Annotated in this window: 8 protein-coding genes; 4 read left to right on the top strand and 4 right to left on the bottom strand. The window is 66.7% G+C overall.

What is annotated here, in order from left to right; all coding sequences use genetic code 11:
• The first annotated feature begins 78 nt into the window (after nt 1-78).
• The 4 genes from AB0M01_RS08400 (at nt 79) to AB0M01_RS08385 (ending at nt 9,660) form a co-directional block, all read left to right on the top strand.
• Complete coding sequence (locus tag AB0M01_RS08400) at nt 79-1,068, top strand: CARDB domain-containing protein (RefSeq protein ID WP_363666916.1); 990 nt, start codon at nt 79-81, stop codon at nt 1,066-1,068.
• 81 nt (nt 1,069-1,149) lie between these two features.
• Complete coding sequence (locus AB0M01_RS08395) at nt 1,150-7,695, top strand: FG-GAP-like repeat-containing protein (protein ID WP_363666914.1); 6,546 nt, start codon at nt 1,150-1,152, stop codon at nt 7,693-7,695.
• A gap of 196 nt (nt 7,696-7,891) precedes the next feature.
• Nucleotides 7,892-8,452, top strand: a complete 561-nt coding sequence (locus AB0M01_RS08390) for an RICIN domain-containing protein (RefSeq protein WP_363666912.1) — start codon at nt 7,892-7,894, stop codon at nt 8,450-8,452.
• Nucleotides 8,453-8,628: 176 nt separating this feature from the next.
• Complete coding sequence (locus AB0M01_RS08385; protein ID WP_363666910.1) at nt 8,629-9,660, top strand: polyprenyl synthetase family protein; 1,032 nt, start codon at nt 8,629-8,631, stop codon at nt 9,658-9,660.
• 10 nt (nt 9,661-9,670) lie between these two features.
• Here AB0M01_RS08385 and AB0M01_RS08380 read toward each other — a convergent pair whose 3' ends face one another.
• The 4 genes from AB0M01_RS08380 to AB0M01_RS08365 form a co-directional block, all read right to left on the bottom strand.
• Nucleotides 9,671-10,213, bottom strand: coding sequence for a hypothetical protein (locus AB0M01_RS08380; protein ID WP_363666908.1), 543 nt, complete (start codon nt 10,211-10,213; stop codon nt 9,671-9,673).
• A 420-nt stretch (nt 10,214-10,633) separates the two neighbouring features.
• The gene (locus AB0M01_RS08375) at nt 10,634-11,341 is read right to left on the bottom strand and encodes a class I SAM-dependent methyltransferase (RefSeq protein ID WP_363666906.1); all 708 of its coding nucleotides are present in this window, start codon (nt 11,339-11,341) and stop codon (nt 10,634-10,636) included.
• Between the two features lie 193 nt (nt 11,342-11,534).
• Complete coding sequence (locus AB0M01_RS08370; RefSeq protein WP_363666904.1) at nt 11,535-12,104, bottom strand: XRE family transcriptional regulator; 570 nt, start codon at nt 12,102-12,104, stop codon at nt 11,535-11,537.
• On the bottom strand, nt 12,101-12,796 hold the full coding sequence (locus AB0M01_RS08365; protein WP_363666902.1) for a hypothetical protein: 696 nt from the start codon (nt 12,794-12,796) through the stop codon (nt 12,101-12,103). The genes AB0M01_RS08370 and AB0M01_RS08365 overlap by 4 nt, the downstream gene beginning before the upstream one ends.
• Nucleotides 12,797-12,918 lie beyond the last annotated feature (122 nt).

Below are 12,918 nucleotides of genomic sequence, written 5' to 3'. Positions count from 1 at the left end.
CGTACTGGACGGCGTGCCCCGATCCGGAGGCACCCGATCCCGACATCGGAGGTACTGGTGCGTTACAGACTTAAGCGCTTGCCCTCGCGGTCAGTGATTCTCGTGGCCGCGTTGTTCGTCGGCCTGTCGGCGGTCTCGTCGACCGCCCAGGCGGACACGCGATCGGCGGCCACGGCGGAGCACACCGCGGCGAGCGGCACGGCCGCCCTCTGGCCCGAGGCGTACTACTGGATCAAGGCACGACACTCCGGAAAGGTCGTCACCCTTCCGGCCGGCAGCACCGGCAACTACCCCATCAATCTCGTCCAGCAGGGCCTGACCCCGACCACCAACGGTCATCCGGACTGGCAGAGATTCCGTCCGGTCCTGCGGAAGGTCGACCAGTACGGCAGGCAGTGGTACACGTTCCACCGGGCGAACAACTCCAAGGAATGCATCAGAACGAACCAGGAGACCGGGTACAACCTCCACATCGGCCCGTGCAACTGGTCCAACTGGAAGTACTGGGATCAGATCGACTCCCACTACCTGTTCACTGCCTACCCTCAGAGCGACGGCTACTGGTCGTGGATGGGATGGTGGCAGAACACCACCTGGGACGTCCGCTACGGCTCGGCGAAGGATGGTGCACCGATCCTCTCCTACGCACCGCACGGTGGCGTGAACCAGCAATTCATGCTCTACAAGGTCCAGGACGCCGAGCCCGTCAACTGGAACTACTCCCCGACGAACTCGCCCCCGCCGGCTCCCGTGCCGACCCAGAAGCCGGACCTCGTGCTGACCGGGACGCCGTCGTACAGCCAGACGACCAAGAAGATCACCGCGGAGTTCACGAACCAGGGCAACGCCGGTGCGGGCCCCTTCGTGGTCTCCATGCTCATCGACAACGGTGTGTGGTGCAGTGTCTCGGTGCAGAGCCTGACGGTCGGCCAGGTCGCAAGCATCACCTGCGACTTCACATCGCTGTCGCCAGGTAGCTACAACTTCGCGGTCAATCTGGACACCTTCGGCACCGTCGCCGAGAGCATCGAGGGCAACAACGAGTACCACTCCACTTTCGTGCCCTGACCCAGGTCGTCGTGATCCGAAGCGCGCGCCCAGGCGTATAGCACCGCGAACGGTCCCGCGTATGCGCTTAGGAGGCGATCGATGCGGCCTGATCTCGAGCTGTTCGTCCGAGGAACACGTCCGCTGTCCACCGGAAGACCTCGCATCCGTTGGCTGATGGCGCGGGCAGCGGTGATCGCCACCGCGATCGCCGTCGCCGTGCCTGGTTCGGCCTCGGCCCAGCTGCCACTGCCCACGAACGATCCCACCAAGGTCGCGAACCCGTCGTCGACGGTGCCGGTCGGAACCCAGGCGGTCGGCGGCGTCAAGGGGGTGGCGTCGGTGGGCGCCACCGGCGTCGCGGAGTACGAAGTACCTCTGACCGTCGTCCCCGGCCGGGCTGGTTTCGAGCCGAAGTTGTCGCTCAAGTACTCGAGTCAGTCCGGCAACGGCCAGCTCGGGATGGGCTTCAACCTGAGTGGCCTGTCGCAGATCTCGCTGTGTGCCAAGTCGGTGGCCGACGACCAGGTTGCGCAGGGCGTGCAGTTCACCGGCGTCGGCCCGTTCTGCCTCGACGGTCAACGACTGATCGCGAAGACCGGTCAGTACGGCGCGAACGGCACGGAGTACCGCACCCTGCCGGACACTCATGTCCAGGTGAAGTCGTTCCGGGCCGCGGGGACGCCATCGTCCGAGATCGGTCCGACGTTCTTCGAGGTGCGCCGGCCGGACGGCCGGGTGGAGACGTACGGCGACACGTTCAGCGACAACGCTCGTGCGCGGGTGGCCTCCGGCAACCAGATCGTCAACACCGCCTGGCAGGTCCAGTGGGCACGTGACCGTTCCGACAACGAGATCAAGTTCGAGTACGGCCGCCGGACGGTCTCGGCCTCGAACCCGTCCGAGGTCGAGCGCTGGATCGAGAAGATCAGCTACGGCCGCGTCGGCCAGATGGACCGCCTGGTGGAGTTCGGCTACGAGACGCGGCCCGATCCGCGGTACGGGTACTCGCTGGGACAGCCGCGGGAGAGCACCAAGCGGCTGAAGACGGTGACGATGAACCTGCTCGACGGAGCCGCGAAGAAGCGCGCCCGCGAGTACTCGTTCTCGTACCAGAACGACGGGACGACCAAGAACAGCAAGCTCGGCACGCTGCGCGAATGCGGGGTGATTGCGTCGGACTGCAAGCGTGACACGCACTTCACCTGGACGTTGGGGTCGGAGGGATTCGCGCCCGGCAAGGCGCAGACGACCCCCGCGGGTGAGTCGCTCGTACCGCCGTCGGTGAACAGTCAGCTGATCACCGCGGACTTCGACGCCGACGGACTGACCGACCTGGCCTGGCCCGACGCGGCGGACTGGAGGTATCTGCTCGCGAAGCCGATCTCCGGCGGCGTGATCTACCGGAGCAAGGCCGCCGGCCCAGCCAACTCCGCGGGCGTTGCCGCCACGGCGTGGCCACTCGACTACGACGGAGACGGCAGGGTCGACCTGCTCCGGCGGTCGTGGCCAAGCGACGCCGGCTGGCGTCCTCTGCTGACGAAATCGCCCGGACAGGGCCCGACCGTACTGATCTCGACGCCGTTCGTCGGCGGCTTCAACCACAATGACGCTGACGCCGGTGCCCTTCCGGGGGACTTCGACGGCGATGGCTATCAAGACGTGATCGAGTACGCCCGGAAGGCGGGAACGAACCTCTGGAACCGTTCGTGGCGCCGCAACACGGGTACGGTCACCCCCGCCATCGACGGCACGCCGCCGTTCGACTCCGAGGCGTTCAGCGGTCAGCTGGACCTGGGACTGAGCAGCGAGAATCCGGCCGGACTGACGGTCGCCGATGTCTTCGGCGACGGTCGGGACCAACTGCTGTTCGGCGTCGACGGCCAACTGATCGCCAAGGACATCGCGAAGGGGACGACGGTCGACACGAAGCTGCCGTCGAACGTCCTGAAGCTCGACAAGCAGTGGCTGGATCTCAACAACGACGGCCTGACGGATCTGCTCACGAACGGTACGGCGAGCGGTGTCGAGGAATCGGTCCTGTACTACTGGCTGAACACCGGCCGCGGCTTCGGCGGCGCCAAGCCGGCAGGTGTTTCGGCGGACGGGTTCGCGCGAGCTCTGGTCGTCGACTACGACGGCGATGGAACCCGGGACCTGCTGGTGCCGCGGCCGGCGACGGGTGGCCAGACCGTGCCTTCGTGGGTCGGACTCGATGTCGTCCGGGCTAAGGCCACCGCCGCGGACGCGCTGACGTTGAACCGGCTGGCGACGGCTATTTCCTTCGAGGCGATGACCACCGCGGCCTACAAGTTGCAGGGGCCGCGGACGGTGGATGCGAACGGGGACGGACTGACCGACGTGCTGCTGGTCAACCGCCCGCCCGCCGGAACCTCGGGTTCGCCGACGCTCCAGTTGTTCCTGCACAAGACCGACGGTGGGGTAGCGGGCGCTCGTCACGACCTGCTGTGGCAGGTGTACGAAGGTGATCAGAATCCGAAGGGCCCGATCGGCTCCCTGCCACCGACGGTGGAGTTCCGGTACAGCCCGCTGACGAACACGGCGGTCTACGACCGAGGCAGTTGTGCACGTGCCACCGGTTTCGCCTGTCAGTTCGGTGGCGGCGCGTACGTCGTGGAGAAGGTTCTCCGCGACTCCGGTGTCGACGACCACACGCAGATGGTCTCGGAGTACTTCTACCGCGACGGTCGCACCGACAGGTTCCGCAGGCAGAGTCTCGGGTTCGCTGAGCGGCGGGTGATCAGCTATCCGTCCGACGAGTCAGGTCAGCGGATCACCGAGAGGTCGTTCTACGACAACACTGCTCGCTGGATCTCGCCCCAGTTGCAGGAGCGGTGGATCATCACGCCGCTGTCCGGTGGACTGAAACGGCTGGAGCTCACCAGGAACGACTGGGCGAAGCGGACGACCGGAGCCGGGAACCAGTTGTTCTTCCACTATCCGTCGGAGACGAGGCAACGCAGCTACGAGTTCACCGGTATCGCGAACCTGGCGGTGATGACACCATCGGAGTTCATCGCGCTGAACAAGAAGTCGTTCAAGGCAACGACGACGATGGTGAGCGGGATGGACGAGTACGGCAACGCCGGGACGACCGTGACGCGCCGGGTTGCCGTCGACAAGGTGCAGGAGAACAAGACCACGCTGACCCTCACCCCGGATCTCGACGTCGCGAACTGGCTGGTGAACCGCCCGAAGAAGATCGTGGAAGCAGACCAGAGCGTCGATCAGGCAACGGGAACGTTCCGGCCAGCTCAGACCCGCACGCGCTCGTACACCTACGAGGGCCCCACGTCCCGGGTCGACACCGTGAAGACCTACGGCTCCGACGCTGCGCCGGGGCGGCAGTTGCTGACGTCGTTCGACTACGCGTCGGGCAACGTCGTTCGTCGCACCACGACCGATCTCGGCACCGGCGAGACTCGGGAAACCACCTATGCGCACGACGGCTTCGGCTACCCGCATGCGACACAGAACGGCAAGTCACAGACGGCCTACACCGGCTTCGACCCGGTGCTCGGCGTACTGAAGGTCGCGGTCGACATCAACGGTCTCCGGACGGACCACACGTACGACACGGTGGGCCGGCTCGTGAAAACGCGAACGCCGAGCGGTGTGGAACGTACCGTGAACTTCACCCAGGTGCCGGTCGGTATCGAGAACCTGCTCCAGGTCGAGGTGAAGGACGGTAGCGGCGCCGTGACGCAGTCTGTCGCGGACCGCCTCGGCCGATCGGTGACGCAGCGATTCAAGGCCCGCGACAACGGGATGCGTCAGCGGCTGCTGACCTACGACGGACGAGGGCGGCTGGCGTCCGAGACCACGTTCCATCCGGTCGGTACGGTCATGACGGAGAAGACGAAGTACGGCTATGACAACGCCGACCGAATGGTGTCGATGCGCGAGCCTTACACCACCGCGCCGGCCACCTGGAGCTACTCCGAGTTGACCGTGACATCCACGGATGCCCGGGGCAACATCAAAGTGAGCACGGTCAACCAGAACGGGCAAGTGGTGCGTCAGGTCGATGACGACGCCACGCCGACGCCGCCGACCCGCTCGTACGTCTACGGTTCGTTCGGCACCTTGCTGAGCACGAGGAACTCGGCGGCCGCGGGCAGTGAGACCCGCTACGGGTACGACGATCTGGGCGCCCAGGTCACCAGGACAGATGGTGAGCGAGGTACCGCGAGCTACGCGTACAACGCTTTCGGCGATGTCGTCGGGATCGACGACGCGAACGGCCGCCACGCCGCGGTCACCTATGACGTACTCGGCCGGGAAACGCTGCGGAGTACGTCGAAGAACGGGATCGTGACCTCGACGACGACCCGCATCTGGGACTCCGCCGGGGGGCGGACGTTCCGTGGCGCGTTGATGCAGGTGACCGCCGACGAACGGATCATTCCGAAGGCCGCGGCCGTCGTGACGACCGACTACTCCTACGACGCGTTCGGCCGTCTGGATCTGGTCAGCCAGACCCTGCCGCGGACCGCGAGCCCGACCGCTCCGCTCGAGACGTTGTCTGCCGACTACGACTTCGACAAGTTCGGCCGGCTGACCACGCTGACCTACCCGAAGCTCAAGGGACAGACCGAGGGCACGAAGGTGCAGTACGCCTACGGAGCGCCGGGGACGACGAACGGTCAGCTCAGCAGCGTCACCTCGGGCGCCGCGACGTTGTGGACCGCTGATGAGGTCGACACCCAGGGACGTCTGGTCAGTGAGGAGTCGGGTGACGGGGTGACCACCAGCCGGACACTGGGCTGGGACGGTCGTGTCCTGGACGTCAAGTCGCTGACCTCGAGCACCGACGTCCACCCGAGCAAGGTGCTTTTCGGGGAGCAGTACACCTATGACGACAACGGAAACCTGGAGAGCCGCGTTCAAGGCCCAGTGACCGAGAAGTTCACCTACGACCAGCTCAACCGGCTGGCCGCCGGCAAGACCTACGATTCGGCCACCGGCGCGGTCTTCCAGACCGATGACTGGCACTACGACAAGCTCGGCAGCCTCACCTCGAGTGAGCTCCGTGGCACCTACACGTACGGCGATCCGTCCCGTCCCACCCAGGTCACGAAGGTGACGGGCGGACTGTTCGGAACCCGCGCCTACGGCTACGACCCGGTCGGCAATCAGACCGTTCGGCCGGATGCCAAGCTCACCTACAACGACCGGAACCTGCCGGTCCTGCTCGCTCCCACCAGCGGAACCGCGACGTCGTTCTCGTACGACGGCAACGGCGAACGCGTCCGTAGCTCCGGCAGCCGGGGAACGACGACGTACCTGCCGGACCTGTACGAACGCCACGAGAGCACTGCCGGTACCGAACATCGGCTGCTCGTCGAGGTCGAGGGCCGCGATGTCGCGACGTTCGTCTATCAGGAGGCGGTCGGAGCGGCCGGCGTCACCAAGCAACCCACGCTGTACCCGCATGGAGATCACCTCGGCTCCACCCGATTGGTCACCACCAACAAGTCGGTCACCGACAGTGCCTTCCAGGCGATCCCCGTCGAGACACGGAGCTACGACGTGCTGGGGAAGCGTCGCAGTCCCGACCTGACCCGTGGGGACGACCAGTACACGAACGGCATCGAGCCGCGTGCTCTGGATCAGGGCTTCACGAGTCACGACGATGACGACGATGCCGGTCTGGTGAACATGCGCGCACGGCTCTATGACCCGCTTCTCGGTCGTTTCACGACGCCCGACGCGTTGGCCGCGGGTGCCAATCCGACCCAGATGTTCAACCGCTACACCTACGTGTCGAACAACCCGCTTCGCTACACCGACCCGACCGGGCGTGCGGAGTGCGATGCCGGCAGCCACTGCGACATCGAGGTCTGCCCACCGGGCGAAACGACCTGTGCCGGTGGGACATCGCCTGAGGCTGGTACAAGTGCACCCTCCGACGGGAGCTGTCCGGCAGGCGAGTTGTGTGCTGACGAGGTCGTGATCGTTGGCCCAACGCAGCCGGTCGGTGATCCGGCGCCCGGGCCGTATCACGGTGGCCAGCCGGGTTCGCATGAACCGGGCGGACCCGACGAGACATCTGGCGACGGTTGCGGCCGAACCCACACTTGTCACGAGACCGAAGACCCGGACGAAGAAAGCAAGCAGTGTGAGCCGTTGTGCAGGGACGGGTTCGGCTACAAGAACCCGGGCAGTCAGCCGACGCAGACCAACACCGTCACCCCGACGGGCAGCGACGGCAACCAGGCCACGACGGACGTCAAGCCTGACGCCGACGGTTACGTAGTTCCCAAGCGGACCCGCGACACCGACAAGTCGATGGGAGCCGACGGAGTGACCTACCCGAGCGAGGCTGCCGCTGCGGCAACCGAGCTGGCCAACAACCTCGACGCGATCGGCAAGGGGACCTCGAAGAACCCGATCGCAGCGGGCGGCGTGGTGGCTGTTTGGGCGGTCAGTGGTTCCACGGCGAACATGGCAAAAGCAGCGAAGGCGGCCGAACCGGTGTGGGGCCTGGTCAAAGGCACGTCGTCGATGGCCGAAGCCACCGGCGGCGGCTGGGATCGCGGGGTCTCCGTGTCCGGCTCGCACGTGGATTCCATGTGGGGCCCGATGCATCACGGAAGCACCGTCGAGATGAGGCCGGTGCGGTAGCGCCATCGAGATGAGGCCGTGAAGCCGGTGCCACACAAGAGCGCGCGGACCTGGAAGGCCGGAGCCTTCCAGGTCCCCGCGCTCGTTGCGGTCCGCCGGCCGCATCGTCCTTGCGAGTCGTTCCGCGTCGTGATCCGGGTCGTACGGAGGTGGCGTACTGCTGGTTGACGAGGCGCTCGGAACCGATTGACCTCGCGTGCTGACGCACAACTACGCAACGCTGACAAGAAACGGAGCTCTCATGTTCAAGTCGTCTCGTGCTCTTCGCCGGGCGGGCGCCGCGGTGGTCGTTGTGGTTGCCGGAGGCCTGGCCGGCCCCCTCGCCGCAGCTACCCAGGCTGCCGCCCAGCCGACCGCGACGGTCGCCGTTTTCCAGGCACGCAACACCAATGAGCGACTGATCGCAACGAAGAACCCGAACTTCAACCTGTCGCTGGTCAAGACCGGGCCCTTCGTGGGGTCCGAGGCGACCTGGGACCTCTCCACGTCGTCCGACGGTATCTCGGTCATCGCGAAGAATCGACGGACCGGACACTGCCTCGACACCAACAACGGTGGTTCGAGTGGTCTCGTCGCCGGCCGGCCCTGTGACGGAACGCTGAGTCAGAGGTGGAATCTCGACTTCGTGAGTGGTGGCTTCAAGCTGATCCGCAACGGCTACACGGGGAAGTTCCTGACGAAGCAGGCCGGCAGCAGCTCGCTCTCTCTCGGAAACCTGACCGGTAGCACCACCCAACACTGGGTCAAAACTCCCTGACCATCACGTCGGACCGCCACTGCCCGCAGCCGCCGCCACCGCCATCGACCTCCGTCGGCGGGGGTGGCGGTCGGTTGTTGTGGTCAGGGCAGGAGCGCGGTGCTGAAGGACGGGCCAGCCGTGGCGTGACGGTCCGAGACCCCGCCGGGGCTGCCCGGCTGGCAGAAGGAGCAGGTGTGACCATTCAAGCCCACGATGCGACCAGCGGTCGATCGCCGGCCGAGATCCTCGAGTGGAGCCGCGCTCAGGTCGAGCCGGCGCTGCGAACGGCGATCGCTGGGCTTCCACCGTCGGTGCGGAGGATCGCCGACTTCCACTTCGGCGGAGACGGTCGGGCGACCCTAGCCGCCCCGGGCACATTCGTTCGGGCCGCTCTCACCCTGCTCGTGTGTGACGCGGTGGGTGGTGTGCCCGGGGACGCGCTGCCGGCCGCGGTCGCGGTAGAGCTCGTCCACAACTTCTCGCTGATGCACCACGACATCATGAACGGTGGCGGCACTCGTCGCCATCGCGCGACTGTGTGGGCTGCCTTCGGTCCGGGCCCGGCGCTCCTGTGCGGGGATGCCCTTCTGGGCCTGGCTTTTGACGTGCTCGACGCAGGTGGGAAGTCTCACGCTGCTGCCGCGGCCGACAGCCTCGCACTGACGGTTCAGGACGTCGTCGAGGGCCAGGCGTCGGATGGCGAGTACGAAACTCGTGACGATGTCTCACTCACGGAGTGCTTACGAGTCGCAAGGTTGAAGACAGGGTCCCTGCTGGCCTGCAGCACCGGACTGGGCGCTCTCATGGGCGGCGCGGACAGCAATCAAATCGCTCAGCTGCGGTTGTACGGCGAGCTGCTCGGGGTCGCCCACCAGCTCGTGGAGGACTCGCTCGGGATCTGGGGCGAACCTGTCACCGCCAACCACGATCACGCCGACCTTCGGCGGCGGAAGAAGACCCTTCCGGTGGTGGCAGCCCTCGTGTCGGGGACGGTCCCTGGTCAGGAGCTCGCGGAGTTGTACCGGCAACGGGGTGACCTGTCGGATCGCGATTTGGTGCGTGCGGCCGATCTGATCGAGGCAGCCGGTGGCCGCGCGGCCAGCCGATCGCAAGCCGACGAACTGCTGCTCGCCGCGGTACGCGAGCTGGCAACGGGCGCTGTCAGCGGGCGCGCCGTACGAGAGCTCGAGGGCGTGGCCCGGATGGTTGCCGGACGAGACCACTGACGGGCTCCGGTCAGCAGGCCATCGCGCGAGCTGCGGTACGAACCGCGCCTCGCGGGAGATCTCCGTGGACCAGGTACGACAGCTGGGCACCGAAATGCGGGACGGGATAGCCCGTCTGGCTCACGTGCATTCCGAACCGGCGGTAGTACTGCACCAGGGGGCCCGCACACAGTCCGTAGGCCTGACGATGGTTCGTGTTGGCGACCAGCCAGTCCGCCGCCTGTAAGAGCATCAGGCAGGCAACTCCGACCCCCGCTGCAGGGTGCGCGACGAACCGTCCCACCTCGACGAACTCGTCGTTCGCCGTCGGCAGATCGAAGGGCAGGTCGAGAGCGGAGAGCTCACCGAGCCCGCTCGAGTGGGGCATCGCTCGAATCGTCGCCAGCGCCACACCATCGGCTTCGGCCATCCAGACGAAGCCGGCCCGGTCCCTGGCGTGGTCCTGATCGGGATGGAACCAGGACTCGGCGTCGCACTGGGCCCGGCGCAACTGGTGGACCCGATCGAGATCGCGTTCGCACTCGGCCAGCCGGATCACGAGCGGCTTGTTCATATCGGCTCCCAACAGTCGCGAACGAGGTGCTCGGAACCTACCGCGAAGCCGGCGGACCGGATATGAGGGAACGGTGAGGAGAATCCCTCATCCTTGCGTACGCCGACCCGACGACGGTTCCGGTGATGTCCGGTACGGACTGGTGCGCCTGGATCGGAAGGCGAATGAACCACGACGGTTGCCGGGTGCGTACTGCTGCACAGGAAGGCTCGGTGATCGGTAGACGACGCACTCGGCGGACTGGCCGCCGTTGGTGGCGCTCACCCACCGAGCCCCGGTGACGGATCGATCGCGCCCCCCGCTGAGCGATTCGATCGCGATCACCGCAGCCGCTGCCCGGCACGTTCCCCCCTGACGGCCGGGCAGCGGCCCTTACGCGAAACAATTCCTGGGAACCGGGCCATCGGTTCCCAGGAACTGTCAGGTCTTCCGAGCGGTGACGAGCCACGCTGCCGAGTTGAGCAGCACCTCTCCGGTGATCATCTGGCGCGCCGCGAAGGCGGTCCGGAGTCTGTGACGGCCGGTGGCGGAGGAGTGAGCGACGAGCGAACTCACGAACGAGCTTGCGTCTACGGCGTCGGCACCCAAGCACAGCGGTTGCCGTACGTCGGTGAAGTTGATTCGGTGGAATCCGGCATCGGCCAGGAGATCGTGGATACTGCTCGGGTCGACGAGTGCGTCGTCGGTCCACCCGAGCACCTGCGAGCCGATCGGGCCAAGACAGTCTTCCACGACGCGCACCCACTCGTTCCGCTCGCGCGCCTGCCAGATCAGGATCGTGAGCTGTCCGTCCTTGCGCAGCGCCTCACCGATACCGGTGTACGCCCACCGCGGGTCCACGAAGTACATCGTCCCGAATCGGCTGATGACAGAGTTGAAGCCCCCTGTCCCCAGGGCGCAAGTCTCGGCGTCCGCCGTGGCAAAGGCGACGTTGCCGAGGTGCCCGCTGGACCTCACGGCAACCTCGATTCCGGCGCTGGACAGGTCGATGCCGGTGACGGTTCCGTACGGCGTCAACCGGGCCGCAGCACGCGTGGACGCTCCGGTGCCGCACCCGACGTCGAGCACGGCGTCGGCCTGGGAGAGGCCGGCCATCGCGAGGAAGGCACCGTCGTACCTGGCCGGCATGCGATCGAACCGTGAGTGATGGACGGCCCACAGGTCGCCGAGCCGACCGGCCCAGGAAGCCTTGCTGGTCGGTCGCCGTGGTGTCGCGACGCGAAGGTGATGCATGGCCGGGTCCCTTCAGGTGGTTGGCACTGCCCACACGGTCTCGGTAGGCAGTACGGACCTCGCCCGGACTCGGATCACCGCACGGTTGTCAGCTGATGATGGGCGAAGCGATGACGACGGTGACGTCAGCCGCCTCGGTGCCGGTGCGGTAGACATGGGGCGCGTCGCCGGCGAAAGCGAGCAGGTCGCCCGGTGCCAGCGGGTGGGGCCCCTCGTAGGGGCCTGCGGTCAGATGCCCTGCTGCGACGAGGAGGTGTTCCACGGTTCCGGTCGCGTGCGGAACTCCGGCCAGCTCGGTGCCAGGCGGCATCCGCAGCCGCCAGATTTCGAGACTGTGCCCGCTGCTGATCCGACGCAGCAGTTCGCGGCCGACCTCGTCCGCGGCGAGGTCGGTGCCAGTCACGAGGACCGGGCCAGGATCGGTATCGCGGGTGAGCAGGTCGTTCAACGGGATCCGGAGGGCGATCGCGAGCGCGTCGAGCGTTTCGATCGTCGGGTTTCCCCGGCCGGCCTCCAGTTGCGAGAGTGTCGCCTTGCTCAGGCCGGCCCGGCGCGCGAGCTCCGAACCGGTCATCCCACGCTGTTCCCGGCGCTTGCGGATCTGCGCTCCGACCGCTTCGGCAGTACTGCTGCTGGTGCGGCCCGGTGGCGGCGTCATGAGCGCGGTCCGTGGCTCGCCGAGTACGAGACGCGGATGCGGCCGCGCTTGACCTTCAGCGCCGACAGATCCACGTCACTCAGGTCCCCGAGGCTTCGGACATGGGTCCCACCGCAGGGAGCGGAATGAAGTGAACCCAGTGAGACCACCCTCCGGCCTTGGTCGTCCACCTCCGCGGTCACCGGGAGCCCCTCGGCAATTGCCGCTGCGACGGTTTTCCGCAGCTCGGTCAGTACCTCTTCGCGACCTTCGGGTTCGGCCAGCCGCGGATCCACCGGCCCGGTGGTGAACTCTATCCGTGCCTGGCCGGGAAAATGGTTGCTCCCGGCCGACTCCCACCCCTGTGCGCGGCCGGCCGCATCGATCAGATGCCCGGCGCTGTGCAGCGCCGCGTGCGCCGTCCGTGCCTCCAGATCGATCCGCGCGCGCACCTGCTGCCCCTCGGCGAACTCCGGCCAACCGGAGCTTTCGGATGCGGCCACCAGCACAACCAGTCCCATCCGGTTGTCCTCAGCGGGGACGACCTCGATGTCCTGCAGGGATCCCCGGTCGGCGGGCTGACCGCCGCCCTGTGGATGGAACAGGCAGCGCTCCACGGCCACCCACGGCCGTCCTTCGAGGTCTCCCGTAGCGATCACCCGGGTATCGACCTGCTCCGCGTAGGTGTCGTTGAGATACGTTCGGATCTGCATGCGCCCTCCGGAGTACTAAACAACAAGTTGATTATATCGAACGCTGCAGCGGGCCTGCGAACGATCCGTTCGCCGGCCCCCGGCGTACTGCCTGTCATCGCGTTGGTAACGACGAAAGGAAT

The sequence above is a fragment of the Kribbella sp. NPDC051770 genome (assembly GCF_040681455.1).
Classification (GTDB): Bacteria; Actinomycetota; Actinomycetes; order Propionibacteriales; family Kribbellaceae; genus Kribbella.
Note: the sequence above shows the minus strand (reverse complement) of the source record. Positions and strands in the feature narration are given on the sequence as shown.

Excerpts from the sequence above, each read along its gene's own strand:
- AB0M01_RS08395 (WP_363666914.1), top strand. The coding sequence starts at position 1,150 with ATGCGGCCTGATCTCGAGCTGTTCGTCCGAGGAACACGTCCGCTGTCC.
- AB0M01_RS08380 (WP_363666908.1), bottom strand. The coding sequence starts at position 10,213 with ATGAACAAGCCGCTCGTGATCCGGCTGGCCGAGTGCGAACGCGATCTC.
- AB0M01_RS08375 (WP_363666906.1), bottom strand. The coding sequence starts at position 11,341 with ATGCCGGCCAGGTACGACGGTGCCTTCCTCGCGATGGCCGGCCTCTCC.
- AB0M01_RS08370 (WP_363666904.1), bottom strand. The coding sequence starts at position 12,104 with ATGACGCCGCCACCGGGCCGCACCAGCAGCAGTACTGCCGAAGCGGTC.
- AB0M01_RS08365 (WP_363666902.1), bottom strand. The coding sequence starts at position 12,796 with ATGCAGATCCGAACGTATCTCAACGACACCTACGCGGAGCAGGTCGAT.